The organism is Shewanella psychropiezotolerans, from assembly GCF_007197555.1.
Taxonomy (GTDB): domain Bacteria; phylum Pseudomonadota; class Gammaproteobacteria; order Enterobacterales; family Shewanellaceae; genus Shewanella; species Shewanella psychropiezotolerans.
This window is the reverse complement of sequence record NZ_CP041614.1, coordinates 1333318-1354839: the sequence shown is the minus strand read 5'-3', so window position 1 is coordinate 1354839 and position 21522 is coordinate 1333318. Positions and strand designations below refer to the sequence as shown.

The following is a 21522-nucleotide window of genomic DNA, read 5'->3' as shown; positions in this document are numbered from 1 at the left end:
ATAAAAATGGGCTTAGGATCAGTAATGACTGATATTTAACACTAGCGTTGAACTTAAACTGGCCTCTGAACTCAAAATCTGCCACTAACATACAGGCCGTAGCTGCCATTACCTGCTATCGGTGTAATGGTGATGCCTTTATAGGGGTCGGTAAAGTAAAGTCCGGATACAACCCCGATCGCGGCGCCGATCAATACATCTTCAATATGATGCTGATCGCTGGCAATTCGGGGATACCCCACATAAGCCGCACCTATATAGGCAGGAATGGCCCACTCCCAACCAAATCTCTGCTGAACAAAGGTCGCCGCTGCGAACGTATCCGCCGCATGTCCCGAAGGAAACGAGTCATTATCTGAGCCATCTGGCCTTTCCTTGTCGATTGCATATTTAAGCCCTTCAACAGCAAGGCGCGAAACAAGGCCGGTCTTAATCAACTGCCTGCTTCCCTCATAGTCATCTTCGACAAACAGAGTCGCACCGAATGTGACGACAGGAATTAACAGATAAAGCGCATCACCAGACTTTTCCAAATTAGATCCACTACCATTAAGCGTTAGCTGACCCACTCAATAATAATATGCTCGCAAATATGGCTCTCACGGCAATGAAGCTCTTAGATAGATAAAATATGGCAGCCTTTATACCTGCCCCCCAACATAAAAGCAAAATAAGTAGTAAGTAGACAAGTGCCAACCTTCATTTGTAACATCCAAAGATACAATATCTTATGTCAATTTTTTGCATATAAAATATATAATATTGAAGTAATCTCGGCTAGAATTTGTGTATGCTGTACATCATGATCCAACGAAGAGGAAGCATCAGCCCATAATGATTTATCGGCTTTTACGACATCGAATCATATCCAAGCTTGCACTAATATGTCAGGCTCTAGTTTACCGAACGCTCACACTTAGGGGGCTGGCAAGCTAACTTTTCCTTGGCTATTGATCATATTGCTCTCGCCTCTCGTCTTGGCCGATGAGCCGAAAAATCTAAATACTACCTTCGAAGAATTGGAAAGTGGTGTGACCTTATCCAGTGACGACCTTAAAACTAAACTTAAGTATCTAAAAGCCAACATCACCTTAACCGATCTGGATAACTATCTCAGATTACAGCGAGTACTATGTTGGAGCACAGATGCATATGACAGTGCTCAGAGAGCTAAAGGATTAGAGTTTGCCCAAAAACAACTGAATGCTGAAATCATCAAGCAATCTCCTGAGACCTTTGCCGATTTAAAGCTGTGCCGAGCCTGGTTTTATCAAGTCGCGGGAAACGTCGACCTAGCCTTAAATGAATACAATCAAGTCATAGCTCAAGCCTATCAACTTGAGTCCCCTAGGCTTATCGCCGATGCCCGAGGCCTGCGAGGCGCTATCTACTCCTTCCAGGGCAATTACGCCTTGGCACTGGAAGACCTATACAGTGCTCAACAGCTCTACGATGACTTAAACCTGGCATTCTGGAGTCGATATAACTTAGCCGAAATAGCCACTAGTTATCGTCGATTTGGCGATCCTCACACGGCATATAAGTATTATGCAAAACTCGAAGCCAAATTTATCGAAACTGGCGATCTCGAATCCGCCACGGACATGGTGACGGAGATGGCCATCGCCCTGGAAGAATTAGGTGAAAATGAAGCGGCACTGAAGAAACATCTGCAAAGCTATCGATACTGGCAGCAGGAAAAAGATGAACTAGCCCAAAGTTTTGTCGCCATTAACTTAGCGGGGATTCTTATCAAGTTGGGCCGCTTAGATGAGGTTCAAAAATATCTTGATGAAGCACAGAAGCATGTTCTACCTACAGATGAAGCCTTCTATAGCTTTATGATGCTATTTCGCGCCCAGTTCCAGCTATTACAAGGCCAGCCCATCGCGGCAATTCCCCTTATCGAAGAAGCTAAATCTGCCTTCTTGAGAGTCAAGAATACTCGTGGTCTCACCCAGCTCTATATGCTAGAAAGTCAGGTATTCGCGGCTCTTTTCCAATGGGAGCATGCATACCATTCACTGGAACATTTTAATCAACTCCATAATGAATTGGATATCAAGCTACAGACTCATAGAACCGCAGAGATGCAGACTCGATTCAATACTAAGCAAGTTGAAACTGAAAACCTCTTGCTGCTAGAGACACAGCAGATAAAGGAGCATGAATTACAAATTTTACAGCAAAATCGATACTTACAATTTACTGTCATCTTTCTCGCCATCATAGTCATTATAGTCATCTCTTTATTTGCCTATAAACAAGCACAAAAATCTAAACTATTTAGTACTTTAGCCCTGACAGATCACTTGACTAAACTAGCAAATCGCAGACACGCCTATACCGTCGGCGAACAAGCTTTCTCTGAAAACCATGATGTGATGGCCTTAATCTTGTTCGATGCCGATCACTTCAAGAAGATCAATGACAACTTTGGCCACAATATCGGCGATAAGACGTTAATTTCACTGGCAAACATTGCCAGTGATCTGATGCGAAAATCGGATCTAGTAGGCCGGGTCGGTGGCGAAGAGTTCTTAGTCATATTACCTCATACCAACTTAGAACAAGCCACAGAGATTGCCGAGCGTTTAGTGGACTCCATAGCCATGACAGACTTGAGTGATATAGCCCAAGAATTAACCATGACCATCAGCGCAGGGGTCGCCGCCAGGGAACAAGATAGAAACTTCTCCGAACTACTACAGCGCGCCGATAAAGGGCTATATCTGGCTAAATCTAGTGGAAGAAACTGTGTCAAATCAGGATGAATACAAGCAATCACTAGCGCTTAGTCATCCTGCGATCTTATCACGCCAGATTATTTCCACATCTTCAGGCACAGTCATAATGCCAAAGTATTCACCATGAAGTACATTTAGAAAAATAACCAGCACTGAGGAATGGGTTCTCATATAACCTCTTATATCTGAAGCTCTTATGCCTGAAAATCATACTTGGAAAAAACATGAATCAATAATCACATATTGTCCGCCCAAGCCCTACTTTCCGCTCCCACTCCGTAACACTTTAGTATTGTTATTCTAGATTTCTGACTCTAACTTGTTTATCTATCTCATTCGATCACAAAAACAACCAACATAAATTAAAACAATAACTTAGACTAACAACATGGATTTACGAATAGTATAAAAGTATTAGTACCCAGTGTAATTACATCCTTTCTACCTAGATCCTTTAATACTCAAGACTGATGTTACTCAGTCGTTAACTCCTCATAATTGTCGTCAATAAATTGACACGCTAAATCCTAGGTATGAAGAAAGGAGTGAGTGTACTAAGTCAATTCTCAGTGACATAGGGATCGAGTCATTCAAAATGATGAGACTTATCTATCAAGCGGTAACAACGAGTACAAACAAAAATGTTTTTAATCTTGATCCAGCAGCAAGGATCTTGTCTGTTTTATTTTGAGTCGATGACCAAAGTTTTTAACGGCTCAAATTAAGCAACTAACTAGTTAATAAGGGAATAATTTAATGAAACATTCTAAGATTGCCATGCTGATATCAGCGGCTTTACTCGCTTCTTCGGGAGCCTCAGCTGCCAGTATTGATAACAATACGACTGTGACACAAGATGGTAATAATAACGGCGCGACCGTTAACCAGACTATCGAAAGCAATAGTAATCAGGCATTGATTGACCAAGATGGTAACCGCAACACAGCCCAAGTGGATCAGTTAAATTCGGATCTGAACATTGCCGATATCCAGCAATCGGGCAACCGTAATTCAGCCATAGTCAGCCAAGCCGATGTGACTTCTGCTTCATCGAACATCATTCAAACCGGTAATGGCGACACCGCTCTCATCGAGAACACTGACTCAGATAGTGCACTCGCGACCATCACTCAGCATGTCGGCCAAGGCAATGATGCCTATATAGGTCAAACAGGTTCTGACGCAGCCGTTGCCAACCTGACTCAGTCTGGTTCGGGTAACGATGCCGATATCACCCAATCGACGGGTAGCATAGGTGGCGATACTACACTCGCCACTCTGACACAGACGGGTAACGATAACGTCGCACTCATTAGCCAATCGGCTCAACAAAACACGGCGACATCGATACAATCTGGTAATAGAAACGACTCGACCATCTATCAAAACGGTGATGACGGCGTTGGGCAGAACCTAGCATCGGTCAGCCAAACTGGTAATGCTAATGGCTCATACGTAGATCAGCTTGAAATGAACACGGCGACCGTGACACAAATGGGCAATGGTAACTACTCAGAAGTGCTTCAGGCAGAGAACAACACGGCGATTATCAGCCAAACGGGTAACAACAACGAATCTTATATCGATCAAGCCGATCGCTCAGGGGATGAAGATAACCAGGCGATAGTCACTCAGCTAAATGGTAATGGCAACGTATCAGATGTGATCCAGGAAGATAGAAACCAAGCCTATATCACTCAGCAAAACGGTAACGGTAATGAGTCATACCTAAATTCAGATGACGATAACGTCACCTACGTCACCCAGGAAAATGGTAACGGTAACTTCTCAGATATCGAACAGGATGATGATAACTCATTGCGTATCTATCAGGGTGGCGGTAACAACAACGAGTCTTGGGTAGATCAAGATGATGACAACACAGTTAACGTTACTCAGACTAACGGCAATGGTAACTTCTCCGATATCGATCAGGATGACGACAACACAGTGACTGTGGTCCAAGACAATGGTAACCGTAATAGCTCTTGGATAGATCAAGATGATGATAACTCGGCTACAGTGATACAAGTTAGCGGCAACGGTAACCAGTCTTGGATAGAGCAAGAAGATGACAACACAGCATTCGTAGCACAAGACGGTGGCAATAATAACTACATCAATATAGAGCAAGACCAAGCTAACGATGTGTTTGTATTACAGCTTGAAGGCAATGGTAACGAATCTAACATAGAGCAAGGCTCAGCTAACCAAGCAGATGTCATTCAGGTCGATGGTAACAACAACTATGCTGAGGTCACACAAGGGATCTCTAACACTGTTTTTTCATTGCAAATTAACGGTAATGGCAATGAGTCAAGCATACAGCAAGATTCACAAAACACTGCCAGAGTAGTACAAGACGGTAATAACAACAGTTCATCTGTTACTCAGGACTATCAGCAAACGACTCGTGTTACCCAAACAGGTAACGGCAATGATGCGACAGTCAGCCAGGTGAGTTCCGATACGGCGCTTGTGTCTAACAATGCAGATATCTATCAAGACGGTAACCGCGATACTGTAGCCGTGACTCAAAATGGTTTAGGTAACGATGTACTGGTTATGCAAGATGCTACTAGTTTCGGTAACAGCATCACTATCGACCAGACGGGTCTTGGTAACTATGCAGGTGCAGGCACCTTCTCTGGTGCGGGCAGCGAGATATTTATTACTCAAAATGGTAATAATAACCGTATATCTAACTCAGATACAGGCCGTGACATAGGTGCAACCTCTACAGGTTCAGATAACACCATGTATATCGACCAGATTGGTAACGGTAATTTAGTTTCGGCAGAGTCTTCACATAACGGTTCACTGGTTGATATCGACCAAAATGGTGACCTTAACTTCGCCGATGTAGATTCGACTTGGGGCGCAGAGAACGAATTACTCGTATCTCAAACGGGCAACAGCCATGTTGCTTATGTTACGGCCACCGGCGGCGCCATGAATTACGCCAATATCATCCAAACTGATATGTCTAACACCGCGGCTGTGACTCAAGTTGGTTCAAACAACTCAGTGATGATCAACCAAGGTTCTATGTAAAACCAAGGTACGAGTAAACGTATCTTAAGTTGAACTAAACCTAAGGGGGCATTAGCCCCCTTTTTGCTGAGTTAATGTTATCAATCCAGAACCATGCTTCCCCCAAAGTGTTCAACGAATCGCAATCAAGACATCAAAATAAATCCACGCCATCAAGCCACTAGATCAAGTCAGAGTAAATTAGCAAGCGCTAAAGTCGAACGTTGCAGTCACTTATAGCTAATGTTATAGTCCGAAAAATCGCTTCGTATAATCCCAATGATATGGTTTGGGAGTTTCTACCAAGAGCCTTAAATTCTTGATTATGAAGTCTGTAACTTTATGCACTATCTCCAATATAGACTATCTGTTAATAGACAGGATCTGCGTCCAATAAGCGCTATAGATCCCTCTTTTAATCGGTATTCATATAGGTACTATCCAATAAAGGTAGAGACTCATGAATTATTTAAGCTTACCCAAGATCGATCTACATTGTCACTTAGATGGCAGCGTTCGCCCACAAACGATTATCGATCTGGCCAACGAGCAAAGCATCTCCATTCCCAGCCAAGACATCAACGAAATCCGTGCATTAATGATCGCCCCCGAGACATGTCAAAATCTCGAAGAGTATCTGATGCGTTTCGACCTTCCTCTGTCTGTGATGCAGACCCAAGCGGGTATCGAGCGTATTTCATTTGAGCTTTTCGAGGATGCGGCTAAGGAAAACGTCAAATATTTCGAGGTCAGATTCGGCCCACAACTGCATCAGTTGCTGGGCCTAAGCTTCGATCAGATCATAGGCTCAGTCGTCAAAGGCATGCATCGCGCCGAAGCCATGTATGATATTAAGGGCAACTATATTCTCTCTATCTTGAGAACGTTCCCCAAGGATAACATCAGAGATGTTATCGATGCGGGCGCTCCTTATCTGAACAAGGGCGTGGTGGCCTTCGACTTGGCTGGCGCAGAGCTACCGGGATTTTGCAGTGAGTTTATCCCCTATGTAGCTTACGCCATCGAGAAAGGCTACCGCATCACTATACACGCCGGAGAGCAAGGCGTGGGTCAAAACGTATTCGACGCCATCTCTATGCTTAAAGCCGAGCGTGTGGGTCATGGGATTCATATCACGGGTCATCAGGGCGCCTATGACCTAGTGAAACAGCAGAATATCGGCCTGGAGACCTGCCCCAGCAGTAATATTCAGACGAAAGCGGTGGATAATCTTAGTGAGCATCCGCTGAAAGCCTTTTATGAAGATGGGCTGCCCATCACAATCAACACAGATAACCGCACCGTCTCCAATACCACTATGACAGACGAGGTACGAAAGGTGATGCAAGAGTTCAGCCTGAGCCGTGAAGATTACTTCAACATCTATAAAATCAGTGTCGAACAAGCCTTTGCTTCAGATGAAGTCAAACAACATCTGATGAGCTTCGTCGACTAGGTTTGTCTAAAATACAGAATAAAAAGCCAGCTTATACGTTCGTATAGGCTGGCTTTTTTCATGCCTGATCCATCATATTTAGTCCGTCCTATCACCTATGCAGAGAAAAGTTGGGCTAACTCATCAGCTCTTAGTATGTGAGCACTTACTCTTACTCTAGCTGAGAGTATTAGATAGAGAACTTCTGCACCTCTTTCTCCAGATTCTTAGTTAACATCTGGATCTGGGCGCTGGTCGCATGGGACGAATGAGACACTGATGCCGTATTTTCGGCTGTTTCTGAGATATTGACGATTCGTTGAGCCGAGTCCTCCCCCGCCGTTAACTGCTCCGACGCCGCCTCCGAGATCTGATGGCTCATCGAGGAGATTTCAGATAGCGAGGTCGCAATATTTTTGAGCTCTTCAGACACCTGATGTGATTTAGCCACCGTCTCTTCACTGGTCGTTATACTCTGAGTCACAGAAGTTTTCGCATCCTTAGCAGCGGTCTGCAGCTTAACAATCATCTTATTGATCTCACCCGTGCTGCTCTGAGTCCTCTGAGCCAATTGACGCACTTCATCGGCAACCACGGCGAAACCACGACCTTGCTCTCCGGCGCGTGCCGCTTCGATAGCCGCGTTGAGTGCCAGTAGGTTGGTCTGTTCGGCAATCCCCTGGATCACAGACAGCACATTGGCGATATTATTGACCTCATCATCGAGGATCTGAATATTCGAACCCGCACTCTCTATCTGAGTCTCAAGCAGGGCTATGGTTTTAGACGCTTCCTCAGTCAAGAGATGAGCGTTCAGCCCTTGTTTTTCCGCGGCGGTGACAGAGTCGGCAGTCTGCTTAGCATGGTCAGCAACAGTACCCGATGAAGCGGTAAGCTCAGTGACAGCCGAAGCCACCATCTGGGTTTCCTCATTCATAGTCCTGGTTAAGTTATCTAATTCCGTGGCGCGACTCTCTGATTCCACCATTTGCTCATTAAGAGTGTCAGCGACATTTTTTATTTCTTTTACAACGTCTTGCAATCCTTCCTGCATATAATTTATCGCACCGACAACGCTGTCATTGCTGGCATATTTAAAGTCAGGATTTTGCTTCAAGTCGCCCCTTGAGACTTTGATCACAATATTGCGCACATCTTCAATCTCGGCGCCTAACGCATTACGCATGCTTGCTCCGAAACGATAGAGGGCAAAGGACAATACCACAGCGATGATGATAGATAGGGTTAACAGCCACTTGGCCACAGACCAGTAGCGTTCATTGGCTTCGGCGGAACTGATCCCGGTTCCCACATACCAGCCCCAACGACTGGTTTTCTGTACCACAGAGGTGAGATCGACGACGGTGCCATTACGCTCAGAATCCCAATGATAGGTGATGATCTGCTGGGTCTTGTTACCCACTAAGCCCTCCACCATCTGGCCGATACTCTTACCGCTGGCATCCTTAAAATCGTTGAAGCTGGTGCCATGAAGTTGGGGATCGTGTGGGGTAGCTAAAAAGTCTAGTTTGTCGTCGACCACATAGACATATTCAGAGTCGTGATATTTATTCTCTCTGAGCATCTGAGCGGCATACTGCTTAGCCTTGGACTCACTGAGTTCACCCGATGCGGCTAATTGCTCAAACTGCTCAACAATATTGACCGTACTCTTCATCAACTGATTAATTCGGGCAATATTGTCACTTTCACTGGCTTTAGATAAGGCCTGCAGACCTAAGACTGCAATACTTATCAAGGCGATAAAGAGTACGCCCACAAATGTCATTATCTTGCGATTAAGCGTCATATAAGGAACCTTAGAAAATAGTTGTTTTTATGTACTGCCTTATATAACTAACACCGAAACTGGTATGAAACTAGCATTAACACACATTAAATATGCGTCAAAAATGAATAACTATTGTTATGGTGAGGAACAATTACGGCAGGGACAACGCAAATAACTCAACTTAAATAATAAAACAGCCCAAGAAGCCAGAATAACAACAGAAAGCAAAATTAATAGCCTGTAGACAAACAAAGTTCAGATGAATATAAACAGGAATACTAGGGGGTTATGGAGGGCTGAGTGATGCAAGAGAGCGCTAGTAGCATCCTTTATTCAGCCATAGCTAAAACGAACAAGTGTTTGAATTGCCAATAAGGTTAATATCCACTTCAAGGCCTTCATAAACTTCTGGTTGTCGATCTTTCCTCTTAGCTTAGTGCCAATCAAAGAACCTAAAGAAGCCCCTAAGATAGCCGAGAGTATTTGTGGCAAAAAATCGGAAAAAATGAATCCTAATCCCGCATAAGTCACCACTTTAGAAACATTACTCAAGCCCATCAACAGCGCCGCTGTGGCAATGATCTGATCTTTATCAGTCAAGCGCTTCATCAAAAGGTTTATGGTCAGTGGACCGGGAGCACCTACCACTAACCCCAGACCAGTCTGCGCCGCGCCAACCAGATAAAAGTTTTCCAGCTTGCCAAGTAAATCTTCAATAGGTTTTACCCAGAGGCTAAGCAGCAGATAAATCGAGATGTACAAGGGAATAAACTCAGTCGACAGGTTTATCAGGAAGAAGCCGAACAGGGCGATACCGACCAAGGAACCCAGCACAAACGGACCCACAACCGGCCAATATATGTGCTTGAAGGAAAATCCGAGACGAGTGAAATTACTCGCTAATTGGGTGGTGCCATGAATAGGAATGACAGCTGCGGCTGGTACGAACCAAGGTAAAGTCACGGCTAAGATAAGTCCGCCGCCTAAGCCACATATACCCGCTACGGTGGAGGTAAAGGTGGTTAACAGGAAAAGGGAAATGATAAGCGTATAATCCATGTTTCCCTTTAAGAATTAGATCCTAGGGACTAGTTCCTAGGTCTTTGCGTCAGTTAACTCTTGATTCGAATAGCATGATTTAAATGCCTGCTGTAATACTATCCATTCGAATCAAAACTGGCAACAGGAGGAATAATAGATAAAAGTTGCCAAAATTCACATCTAGTGGAAACTGTAACTAAGCCCAAGAGGCAGGCTTAATCAAATCAGCAGCTAAGGTAGCGAATTACTGTTATCATATTGTGGTATTTCATTGCCTATTTATATACCAATCCTATGTCTGACACAGCTCAACCTCCAACAAATTCCCACCTCTTCTCACCAGCAGAACTAAGAGAACTCACAGCTAAAATCAAGCAGTGGGGCATTGAGCTGGGCTTTGCTCAAATAGGTATATGTGACACAGACTTAACCAGCGAAGAGCTCAAGTTACAGCAGTGGCTGGACAAGGGCTATCATGGTGATATGGCGTATATGGAAGCCCATGGCATGATGCGTGCCCGTCCACATGAGCTGCACCCCGGCACTATCAGGGTCATCTCAGCCAGAATGAACTACCTGCCGCCAGAAGCAGGCTTCGCGACTAATCTCAAAGATCCCAACCTTGCCTATATCTCCCGTTATGCCGGCGGACGGGACTATCACAAGTTGATCCGTAATCGCCTCAAGAAGCTAGGCCAGATGATTCAGGCCGAGCTTGATATCATGAATGCGGGCAAAACTAACTTCCGCCCCTTTGTGGACTCGGCGCCGATACTCGAGAGGCCCCTAGCCGAGAAAGCTGGTCTGGGCTGGACTGGTAAACACAGTCTATTGCTCAATGAAGAGGTGGGCAGCTGGTTCTTTCTCGGTGAGCTATTACTCGACCTGCCCCTGCCCGTGGACATTCCCGTCAGTGAGGGCTGTAATACCTGCGTCGCCTGCATCAAGTCATGTCCAACCAATGCCATAGTCGAGCCGTATATCGTCGATGGCAGACGTTGCATTTCTTATCTGACCATAGAGCTGCAAGGGGCCATTCCTGAAGAGTTTCGTCCTCTCATAGGTAACCGTATCTACGGCTGTGATGACTGCCAGCTAGTATGCCCGGTCAACAGCAAGGCGCCGCTCACCCTCGAGAGTGATTTTCACACCCGGGACCCACTTAAACAACCTGAATTGCTTATCCTCTTTGGTTGGACTGAGGCCGAGTTTCTCAAGATCACCGAAGGCAGCCCCATTCGCCGTATCGGACATAAGCGCTGGCTAAGAAACATCGCCGTCGCCTTAGGAAATGCCCCAGCTTCAGAAAAGGTCGTCCAAGGGCTCGAGCAGAGAAAAGCATCCAAAGAGGTCGATGAGATGGTCATAGAACATATCGACTGGGCCCTGACTCAGCAACACACCAAGCTAGCATCAGCCCTTATCCTGGAAAAACAGAGCCTGGAAACAAAAGGCCGTGAAACAGCAGCCTTGAGCCAGTCAGATAGAGTCCAGAACGCCTCATCCCTCAGCCGCAAAACACAAAGAGTGATCCGCAGCATCGAAAAAGGCCTGCCAAGGGATGCCTAAGGTTCTATCGTAAACCCAACCTTGATGGTCACCTGCCAGTGAGCAATCAAGCCCGCCTCCAGATGTCCCCGAGTCTCAATCACCTCAAACCACCTAAGATGCTTCAAAGTCTGCCCCGCGGAAGTGACGGCATTTTTGATCGCTTCATCCGAACTGATAGGCGAAGATCCCACTAATTCAATAACTTTATAGGTATGACTCATGACTAGCTCCGGGTAATCCAGTGATTGCGCGAGTACAGATTATTACGAGTAATAGAGCAAGAGCAAAACAACACTCTGTCCAACTCAGTATAGGAGAGCTATCAGCACCTAGCTTCTTATACCATTCCATATAAGTATCTGGTCAATTCAGAGACTCTCAGCTTTTTCAATTCAAGGCGCATTGATGAGGAAATGGTTATTCCCTTTTAAGTCAATGTAACACAAAAGTGGAAACGCTGAGAGCCTCACGCAGTGCGGCTGATGTTTAAAGAAAAGGGCAAAGCCCTTTATGCTACGTTGAATGTTCTCGATATACGACTGCATGGATGCAGGAGGTAGAGCAACGCAGGAGCTTGTTGCCGAGAATAACTATTAGCTTCAAATATTCGCAAGCCGCATGGATGTGGTGAATGTCTATATTGCAGGAGCAAATATAGCCCTTGCCTACAGCGCTTTGAACTCCCGTTGAATGATCAGATACTTACTCGGAATGGTATTACCCTTCGGAATGACGGGGAAAACTGAAAAAGTATTCAAGCTGGATCCTGAAACGAGTTTAGGATGACGACTAATACACAAACCACCAGAAACCACCAGAAACCACCAGAAACCACCAGAAACCACCAGAAACCACCAGAAACCACCAGAAACCACCAGAAACCACACGTCATTCCAGCATGCCTGTGGCTGGAATCCAGCAGTTCCAATTACAAAGTAAAAACGTCCTCCCTTCCTAAAATCTTACCTCTGTAAATATTAAAAAAATCATCACATTAGCTGTTGATAATTCAACCGTTCCCCGTTAAGTTCACTATACTTTTACCCATTATTTAAATCAGCTTTTCCCTCTCCGTTATAAAAGGAATTTGTAATGAATAGATCTAAGCTTGCGCTGCTAGTCGCATTTTCTCTGGTTTTACCTCACTCGAGTCTTGCTGCGACTCAGTCAAAACCCGCCAGTCAATATACCAAGGTAGCCAATGCTGCGGTACTGAAGGCCTTACCCTTCAGTGACAGACAAGATTTTGAAGATGCCCAACGGGGCTTTATCGCCAAACCTGATACTGTCACCATCAAGGACTCTCAGGGCAATGTGGTCTGGGATCTGGAGCAGTACAAGACCTACATCAGTATCGATAAGGACGCGCCAGATACAGTTAACCCAAGTCTGTGGCGAAACGCTCAGCTTGTGATCCAACATGGTCTATTTAAGGTCACCGACAACATCTATCAAGTTCGTGGCTTCGATCTATCCAATATCACCTTTATCAAAGGTAAAACAGGCTGGATTGTCTTCGATCCACTTATCTCACCCGAGACTGCGAAAGCCGCGCTGGACTTTATCAATGAACAGTTAGGAGAGCGTCCGGTTGTGGCTATCATCTACAGCCATAGCCATATCGATCATTACGGCGGCGCAACAGGAATTGCTACCACAGAGCAAGTTGCGTCTGGAGAGGTGCAAATTATCTCACCCGAGCACTTTACCGAACATGCAGTCTCAGAAAATGTGATCGCAGGTAACGCCATGGGACGCCGCGCCATATACATGTACGGTGCTATGCTCCCCCGCAATGCAAAAGGGGGCGTCAATGGTGGTCTAGGAATGACAGTCTCGACCGGGCTCGCTGGCCTATTATTACCTAGCCATGAGATCACCAAAACCGGTGAGAAACTCAGTATCGATGGGATCAATATGGAGTTTCAGCTAACGCCTGGCAGTGAAGCTCCAGCCGAAATGAATACCTGGTTCCCTGATATGAAAGCGCTCTGGATGGCAGAAAACTCCACCAATACCATGCACAACATCTTGACACTGCGTGGGGCAGAGGTGCGAGATGCATTGATTTGGGCCAATTTCCTCGACGAAACCATCGATACCTGGGGCAGCCAGGCCAAAGTAAAATTTCAAAGTCATCACTGGCCAGTATGGGACACTGAAAACATCATTCCCTATTTTAAAAAGCAGCGTGATATCTACAAATTTACCCATGACCAATCAGTACGTCTGATGAACCAAGGTTATACAGGTGAAGAGATCTCCGAGATAATCACCTTACCTGCCGAGCTGGAACAAAACTGGCCGACTCGCGGTTACTACGGCACCCTTCGCCATAATAGCCGCGCCGTATATCAAAAGTATATGGGCTGGTATAACGGTAATCCCTCAAACCTCAATAACCTGCCGCCAGAGATGGTAGCGACAAAGTACATGGATTTTATGGGCGGCGAAGCTGCCGTGATCAAAAAATCCCAGGCTTCATTTGATAAAGGAGAGTATCGCTGGGTTGCTGAAGTGATGAAACATGCCGTATTTGCTAACCCTAAGAGTCGACCAGCTAAAGAGTTACTGGCCGATGCTTTCGAGCAACTTGGCTATCAGGCCGAATCAGGTCCGTGGCGCTCTGTGTATCTACAAGGTGCCTATGAACTGAGAAATGGTGTCCCATCCGCAGGAGGCACCCAAACGGCAACGCCTGATACCATTCGCGCCATGACCCCGGATATGCTGTTTGATTTCTTAGCGGTCAGACTCGACTCGGCAAAAGCGGCCGGGAAAGTGTTTGATATCAATATCGACTTTACTGATCTTAAGAGTAAGTACACCTTAACGATAGAGAATGCCGTTCTGCACCACAGCCAAAACCAGGTTGCTAAACCTGATGTCGCTTTAGTCATGTCGATGAACACCATGAACAGTATTCAGCTTAAAGAGTTCACCTTCGATGAAGCCATCAAAAATGGTTCAGTGAAGATAAGTGGCGACAAGAAACAGTTTAATGAGTTTCTCGGTATGCTGGACGACTTCAACTTCTGGTTTAATATCGTGACACCATAGCTGTCACGCCTTAATCATAAAAACTGAGTTCCTAGGATCTAGATCCTAGGAACGCTTCATTTTACTTACAACTTACTGCTTTAACTGTGCGATATTCACCTAGATAGTAAATATAGGGACCACAGACGCCCTACATCTTACCTCAAACATTCAAGCTGGATCCTGAAATGAGTTCAGGATTACTCAGCGAGTAATTTAGAACCAATATCGACAATACAGCTCCATAAGTCTGAGATGTTGGCCTAGCTGCTGATGCTGACCACGAAAAAAATCCCGTTAAGGAGTGAACTTAACGGGCAAAGGGTTGATGATGCTATTTTAATGCTTGTGGTTTACAACAGAGATTCGAGTTTGTTCTTTAAGTAAACACTCGATTCTATGGCTCTCATCCTTGAGTGCCTATTTGGGGATCTTACTTTTTAATCATAGGGTTAATGTGGAGTCTCCATTTAAAACCTAATTCACTGGCATTTCATCCGTTGGTGTTATAGCCAATGCGTGCATGCCTTTAGGACCGGCCTCTACCTTATATTCGACAGCTTGGCCTGCCGCCAGAGTCCGGTAACCTTCCATTTGTATGGCAGAATAGTGGGCAAAAACATCTTCACCACCGGCGCCTGGACAGATAAATCCAAAGCCTTTAGTGTTGTTAAACCACTTCACCGTTCCTTTCATCATGCCTAGAATCCTTCCATCTTAATTCGACGATCTGGATATAGAACTTGAATCGCTATCTAGCCCTTCCAGTCTTGTTACCGCAGCTTCGAGAAATTAATAACCAACAAAATGTCATTAACTTGTTAAATTACTAAAATGATAATACGTGATCTGCAAGTATCATGGCACTGTTCAAATGGGCAGTAGCTCAACTGAAAAAGATAAAATGTCTTCTTCATATCGAGCAGGCATCAGTATTAAGGAGAGCATCGAGCTCACTGCAGGTTAAGTTGTGGTGCCGGAGCATGTCCCCGAGATGGTGTTTTAGTCAATGATATACAAAAAAAAGCCCGTTCAAGGGGGAACGGGCAAATATTGGTCTTAAATAAGAAATTTACCGAGTAAATAAAAATAAGAGAATATATATTATTTAATCCATCTCATTTCAATGAGCTGAACCGAATAATAAACAAACAATTAAAATATAATTCAATCTGAGTTTAACTTATTCTGAGTAACTAATAACCTGCATGTCTAAATGTATAGACAAAAGCAAATATATTATGAGTTCATTATCCTGTATAAATGACACTTTAATAACTGTTCCCTCAGACAGCTAGAATATAATGAGTTAACCATTCTCCGTACCATATAAAGCTAAAACCCAGTAACCATAGGTTATTAGAGAGTTCTCTTATATTCATGAATATATATTTAAATATTGACGTTATTCATCCTAAAGAATATCAGTTTATAATTTAAACACCTAAAGTATGATATTTAAACAGCTTATATTAAGCCTTGCCTAATTGCACAAACAATCGCCTGTGCCCTATTTTGTACATTGAGCTTCTTATAAATGTTTTTCAGATGAAACTTCACTGTTCTCTCTGTGATAGAGCAGATCATGCCAATCTCCCAAGATGACTTTCCTTCGGAAGACCATGCCAATATCTCCCGCTCTCTCTTCGTCAACTCCTCCACCGGGTGCATAAGACGGGTCATGGCCTGAGCCGAAACCGCATTGATCAATTCTAAGGTCGCGAGCTGCTCCGTGTTGAGCGAACAACCACACACAGATGTGATGTTCAGCTCCTTATAGATATGTCTGGAAGAAAAAGAACCTATGCTGGCTCCCTCCTTCAAGCCCATCTCCTGTGCTCTCTCCAGAAAATTGAACTGATTCTCTGACAGCGACATCATCGAAGGGACAGACTTCCAATTAAAAGAGTTCCTGAAGGACTTGGAACAACTCACTATCGGGTCAATATATTGAAATTTTTTCTTCTGATATATGCTGTCCCACTCCGCACTCTTGGCCGCGAAACCAAATCCGGAACTAACGACCCTCTCAATATTAATACTGTGATCCGGGCGGATAACCAGAGTAATGAGAGCCACTCCATCAACTTCCAACAAGTTTTGTAAAGTCTTAGCACATTGCAGTATCTCATCACAAGATGATGAGGCACTAAACATTTGATATACATCTGAAACTTGCTTTATATTAAGCGAGATATTATTCCCTTCCAGCAATCTCATTATTCATCATCCTTCAATTGAATGTTTCGTTAGCCAGGTCACTGCAATAACAAAAAATAAAATACAATTAAAGTATCACCCTAGCGGTAAGTTCCCCTACCGATACTCGCCTAAGCTATAAATTTAATCTCAATCAAACCAAGATGCAAAGAAAAAAGATCGATCTCTTAACAAAAAAATCACAGTCATCAAGATCGGCGATTGCACAAATCAATTTTAATCAAAAATAGCCATGGTTTGATAAGATACTCAATTAACGGCGGTTCCCATCGATTCAAGCTTGATCCGCTTGTGTATTTTACACCTGAATCCATGGGGTGACATGGTAAGAGCAAACTGCTCAGTCACTTCACTGCTCGCCTGCATGGGCTGCAAACTGAAGTTTCTGAACAGAGTACTGAACGCCAACTTGATCTCCATCATGGCCAACATCCTTCCGGGACACAATCTGGCCCCGCCCCCAAATGGTTGAAGTGAAGAAAATGAGGCCTGATCTTTGTCCAGCCAACGATTTGGGTTGAAGCTGTTAGGATCGCTGAACAGATCAGGGTTAAAACCGTTGGCGTGTAATATTAAGAATATCGGTGTTCCCTTACTGACACTATAGCCGCCCACTTGGGTATCTTGTATCGGCTCCAGATAGAGCAGAGGTGTCACTGGTTTTAATCTCATCGCCTCATAGGTGATGGCATTGAGAAAAGATAATCTGGGGAGCGGCCAGCCTAAAATACCACTAACATTCGACTCCAGTAGTTCTCGATTTAAACGCTCCTCAGCCTCCCCATCGTTTGATAATAAGAATGCCATCCAGGTGAGCGTATTGGCCGTGGTATCCTCCCCCGCTAGCAGGAAAGTGACCGCATTGGCGATGATATCATCATCGGAAAGAGAGGTGTCTTCTTGTTGCACAGTCAACATGACCTGTAACATATTTTCCGGTTTTTTGGCCAACTCAGGGTTATCGGCCATTTTTTCCTTTTGGTTGCTGATGAAACCCTTTACCAGCGTCTTAACCTCCTTGAGGGAAGCATCGAAAGCTTTATCTGCTCTCGACGGAAATAAGCGCCAGATAGGTACAGGTGACGTGATTCGTTTGTTCATGGTTGGAAACACAGTTTTCAGGCAAGCTTCTAATCTGGATGAGGAATTTTCCAGTGAATTGAAATCTTCACCGAATGCCAGCCAAGTGGTGACGTCGACGGCATAACGCTTAAACTCATCCAGAAGATCGAACTCTTGCCCCGAAACGGCTAAGTATTCGAATCGCTTCTCCAGCCTCTTGGTGATGACCTGTAACAGGGGGAAAAAATGCTTCAGATGACCAGGCTGAAAACTAGGTTCTGTGAGTTTTCTGTGGGTTTTCCATTTCTCCCCCTCCGCAGAGAATATACCGTTTAGCCCAGCCTCTTCAAAAACCGTTTCTATGCTCTTAATTCTTCTGAATTGCTCTGGACGGCTACGTAACAAGGTCTTAATCAATTTAGGTTCGGCCACTATCATCACAGGCTTAATCCCTAACCTGATCCGAAAAATATCTCCATACTGCTCAATCCATTTCAACATCTGGAGGTGGATATCGGTTTGCTTCAATGCACTGACATGCCCGAGAATACTCGTTGCCGGAGGCCCGGATAATTGAGAGAGTGATTTCATTTTTAGCCCTGAGTAAACTTACATTTTATTAATTACCGGCAGAGAACATCTGCTCTCTATAGTTTCCTGTATAAATTTAATGAACACAAATACTATTTTATTTATAAATATTATTTACAAACGTAATATCAATTTAATAAAATTCACTTTTAAAATTATTTTCAAACATTCTCATCGTTCATGATAATAATTTAAAATATAAATAGGAACAATTACGCAACCTTAATCTCTTACAAAAATAACTTTTCCATGAACTTAAGTTCACTCAACGAAATACTTCAAGGGTTCAATTACTCTCAGATCTTTAACTAGCACCTCAGGACTTCAACAAACTTCCCCTTCAAACGCCTTATTGCAATATCCGACATTTACAACTGACCTTTCGGACAGTACCTAAGGTTCTATTATCGCGGTGTAATTCACCTTGAAATTTGCCCAAATTAGTAGAACCCTATGCTGGAATCAAATCAGACTCCATTAACAAATCAGACTCCATTAACAAATCAGACTCCATTAACAAATCAGACTCCATTAACAAATCATCACACCAGTGATAATGTCCATCGCTTTGCAGTAAATCCCCCCAGTACCTCGTCACCCATAGCCCGAATCAAGGGCAGATGGACAAACTATATCGACTACGCGCCGAGGTATTTTGTCGTGAACTCGCCTGGGTCGGAAGCCCGGAAGATGAGAAGGAATATGACAACTTCGATAATACATCGACCCATCTGGGACTCTTTATCGATGGTCAAGCGACCGGATACCTGAGAGTACATCATCACGACACTCCCTGGATGATCAATACGATTTTCAGCAGCCCTCTGCTGGGCTCTAAACCTACAACTCAACTCGCTAACTCTTGTGAAGTATCCCGACTATTAATCAAGTCCACTCACAGAGGAAAAACGAAGGTGAGTAATCACCCTCCTCTGAACCTGTTGCTGTCACACTTACAAAATTATTGCCGCAACAGAAACATCAGGTATGTCTACATGGTAGTGACACCCGCAACACGAGTCGTTTTTTCCCGAATAGGCTTTAAATCGACCCCGTTATCCAAGCCGGTTAAGATGGATGATGGTTGTTATGCCATGGCGGCTGTACTGGATTTTGGACAAGTCGAAACACTGATCCCTTCGAAGAAAACTCTTTGCTCCTAGCGATTTTATTTAAAGAGAGCCGCTAGATGACTACCTCATCTAGCGGCGCTAAAATCTTATCTGCTACTCGAAACGCATTAGCAAGAATCGTAAAGGTTGGGGTCACACTACCACCCGTTAAAGCCATGAATGAACGAATGAACGAATGAATTAACTGACTTAAACCTTCTCAAGTCGCGCTAAAATCTTATCAGCCACCCGAAACGCATTAGCATAAATCGTAAAGGTTGGGGTCACACTACCTCCATTAGGCATAAATGAACCATCGGTCACATAGAGGTTATCGCAATCATGTACTTTACAGTTCTTGTCTAACACAGAGGTTTTTACATCATTGCCGAAACGACAACCACCGGCGACTAAGTTTGAAGTAGGCTGAGTAAAAACATTACCCCAAGCTTGATGAGCCCCCATGGCTTTCATCACTTCAACGCCTCGATCCACCAGATACTGAGCCACCTTCTCATCATGGGAATGAAAGCCTGTTCTGACTTTGGCAACGCTCTGACCCCAGCGGTCTTTCTCTACAGGGTCCAGACTGACATAGCATTCATCATTAGTTAGCCAGTCACAGAAAACTTCAAACTTAAAGTCTTTCGACTTGGTGAAGTGGGATTTGATCTTCTGTTTCAGCGGCGTACCCCACAACAGGTTTTCCCCTTGCCACTTCAAGCTGGCAGTCTCCCCTGTTGGCGATGGTGGATCGAAGACAAAATCGAGTGTGCCGCCTTTTATTGGTTTAGATGAGACTGCTTTATCGTCAATCTCATACCAGTCCTGCAGGGCTCGATTGAAAAAGGGACCACGAATTTTAAGCTGCTTGGCCTCGAACTCTTTGAGCTTACCCATCTCAAACACACCATGACCCGTACCTCCGGCGCAGCAGTGCAGGTTTTTTCCCACCTGCTGATAGGTATTTCCTATGCCATTGGGATGTTTGTCGCCAGTGCTACTGAGTAACAGGCGGGCACTCTCAATGGAGTAACAGGCCACCACAAACAGCTTAGCCGTAACGCGCTTTGAGCTGTTTTCATCGGTCAGATCGAAATAATCCACGGAGCTTATTTGTCCAGAGCTGTCCGTATTGAGCCGATATACCTTAGCCTGAGTGACTATCTCACAATTGCCGGTTTTTACAGCCGCATCTAGCAAGGCTGCACGAGAGCTAGCCTTTGCACCGGAATGACAGCCATAACTGCCACAATAACCTGAGTATTCACAGCTTTTTCGGCCGTTGAAGGGGATAGAGAGAATACCGCGAGCCATGGGTAAGGGATGCAGCTTTAACCCCTTACAGGCGGCATCGAAGCGCTGAGCGACAGGATGTTCTGCGGTCGGTGGAAAGGGGAAGTCTATGGTCGAACGCGGCTCTAACTGCGGATGCTTTACCACTTTGCCAGAGACGCCAATCACCTGTTCCACCTTGGTATAGTAAGGCTCGAGATCATCATAACTAATGGGCCAATCGACATTGTTAGCACCTTCAATGTCACCATATTCAGTGACTAACCTGAAATCTTGGGGCTTGAGACGATGAAAGTAAGCGCTCATAAAATTAGTCGCGCCGCCGACAGTATTGCCGCCCCAAAACTGAGCCGTAGTGTCTGATGACCAAGTGTCATCACCATTAGGCTCCTCAAGTACATGACGCTCATCCTTAAATTGTGAGCGAAACACACTGTGGCGACCCAATTGCTCATCTTTAAAGAAATCATTTTCTTTAAACCAGTTACCCTTCTCCAACACACCGATCTTATAGCCCGCCTTTGCTAACTCATAGGCGATAGGACCCGCGCCAGCACCACTGCCAACGATACAGATATCAAACTCTTGCTTACTCATGCCATC

15 protein-coding genes and 1 riboswitch are annotated in these 21522 nt (G+C 44.6%); of the genes, 6 read left to right on the top strand and 9 right to left on the bottom strand.

The features are described 5' to 3' along the window. Window positions 1-71: 71 nt before the first annotated feature. Window positions 72-533: a phosphatase PAP2 family protein gene (locus tag FM037_RS05970; protein ID WP_227992698.1), complete on the bottom strand. Its 462-nt coding sequence runs from the start codon at window positions 531-533 to the stop codon at window positions 72-74. A gap of 498 nt (window positions 534-1031) precedes the next feature. On the opposite strand from FM037_RS05970, the gene FM037_RS05965 reads away from it, so the two are divergent. The 3 genes from FM037_RS05965 to add all read left to right on the top strand — a co-directional run bounded on the left by FM037_RS05965 (window position 1032) and on the right by add (window position 7236). Further along, window positions 1032-2774: a diguanylate cyclase gene (locus tag FM037_RS05965; protein ID WP_229381100.1), complete on the top strand. Its 1743-nt coding sequence runs from the start codon at window positions 1032-1034 to the stop codon at window positions 2772-2774. Between the two features lie 729 nt (window positions 2775-3503). Further along, a complete protein-coding gene (locus FM037_RS05960; protein WP_144045243.1) occupies window positions 3504-5801 on the top strand; it encodes a beta strand repeat-containing protein in 2298 nt (765 codons plus the stop codon). A 225-nt stretch (window positions 5802-6026) separates the two neighbouring features. Further along, window positions 6027-6126, top strand: a riboswitch (purine riboswitch). Window positions 6127-6240: 114 nt separating this feature from the next. Beyond that, complete coding sequence (add, locus tag FM037_RS05955; protein ID WP_144045242.1) at window positions 6241-7236, top strand: adenosine deaminase; 996 nt, start codon at window positions 6241-6243, stop codon at window positions 7234-7236. 169 nt (window positions 7237-7405) lie between these two features. Here the strand turns inward: add and FM037_RS05950 are convergent, their stop codons facing one another. Then, window positions 7406-9025, bottom strand: a complete 1620-nt coding sequence (locus FM037_RS05950; protein WP_144045241.1) for a methyl-accepting chemotaxis protein — start codon at window positions 9023-9025, stop codon at window positions 7406-7408. Window positions 9026-9340: 315 nt separating this feature from the next. Continuing rightward, the gene (locus FM037_RS05945) at window positions 9341-10066 is read right to left on the bottom strand and encodes a sulfite exporter TauE/SafE family protein (protein WP_144045240.1); all 726 of its coding nucleotides are present in this window, start codon (window positions 10064-10066) and stop codon (window positions 9341-9343) included. A 276-nt stretch (window positions 10067-10342) separates the two neighbouring features. Between FM037_RS05945 and queG the strand changes: the two genes are divergently transcribed. Beyond that, on the top strand, window positions 10343-11617 hold the full coding sequence (queG, locus tag FM037_RS05940; RefSeq protein WP_144045239.1) for a tRNA epoxyqueuosine(34) reductase QueG: 1275 nt from the start codon (window positions 10343-10345) through the stop codon (window positions 11615-11617). Here the strand turns inward: queG and FM037_RS05935 are convergent. Further along, complete coding sequence (locus FM037_RS05935; protein ID WP_144045238.1) at window positions 11614-11820, bottom strand: dodecin; 207 nt, start codon at window positions 11818-11820, stop codon at window positions 11614-11616. The genes queG and FM037_RS05935 overlap by 4 nt on opposite strands. Before the next feature lie 444 nt (window positions 11821-12264). Then, on the bottom strand, window positions 12265-12486 hold the full coding sequence (locus tag FM037_RS05930) for a hypothetical protein (protein ID WP_144045237.1): 222 nt from the start codon (window positions 12484-12486) through the stop codon (window positions 12265-12267). A 205-nt stretch (window positions 12487-12691) separates the two neighbouring features. On the opposite strand from FM037_RS05930, the gene FM037_RS05925 reads away from it, so the two are divergent. Next, window positions 12692-14659: an alkyl/aryl-sulfatase gene (locus FM037_RS05925; protein WP_144045236.1), complete on the top strand. Its 1968-nt coding sequence runs from the start codon at window positions 12692-12694 to the stop codon at window positions 14657-14659. Window positions 14660-15115: 456 nt separating this feature from the next. On the opposite strand, the gene cspD is transcribed toward FM037_RS05925, so the two are convergent. From cspD to FM037_RS05910, 3 genes are all read right to left on the bottom strand, one after another. Beyond that, a complete protein-coding gene (gene cspD, locus FM037_RS05920; protein ID WP_144045235.1) occupies window positions 15116-15337 on the bottom strand; it encodes a cold shock domain-containing protein CspD in 222 nt (73 codons plus the stop codon). 768 nt (window positions 15338-16105) lie between these two features. Continuing rightward, entirely contained in the window at window positions 16106-16858 is a 753-nt protein-coding gene (locus FM037_RS05915) for a helix-turn-helix transcriptional regulator (RefSeq protein WP_144045234.1), read from the bottom strand. 249 nt (window positions 16859-17107) lie between these two features. After that, window positions 17108-18511, bottom strand: a complete 1404-nt coding sequence (locus FM037_RS05910) for a cytochrome P450 (RefSeq protein ID WP_144045233.1) — start codon at window positions 18509-18511, stop codon at window positions 17108-17110. A gap of 620 nt (window positions 18512-19131) precedes the next feature. On the opposite strand from FM037_RS05910, the gene FM037_RS05905 reads away from it, so the two are divergent. Then, window positions 19132-19674, top strand: a complete 543-nt coding sequence (locus tag FM037_RS05905; protein ID WP_144045232.1) for an acyl-homoserine-lactone synthase — start codon at window positions 19132-19134, stop codon at window positions 19672-19674. 159 nt (window positions 19675-19833) lie between these two features. On the opposite strand, the gene FM037_RS05900 is transcribed toward FM037_RS05905, so the two are convergent. Continuing rightward, window positions 19834-21516 carry a GMC family oxidoreductase gene (locus FM037_RS05900; RefSeq protein WP_144045231.1) on the bottom strand — a complete coding sequence of 561 codons (1683 nt, stop codon included), beginning with the start codon at window positions 21514-21516 and terminating at the stop codon, window positions 19834-19836. Between the last annotated feature and the right edge of the window lie 6 nt (window positions 21517-21522).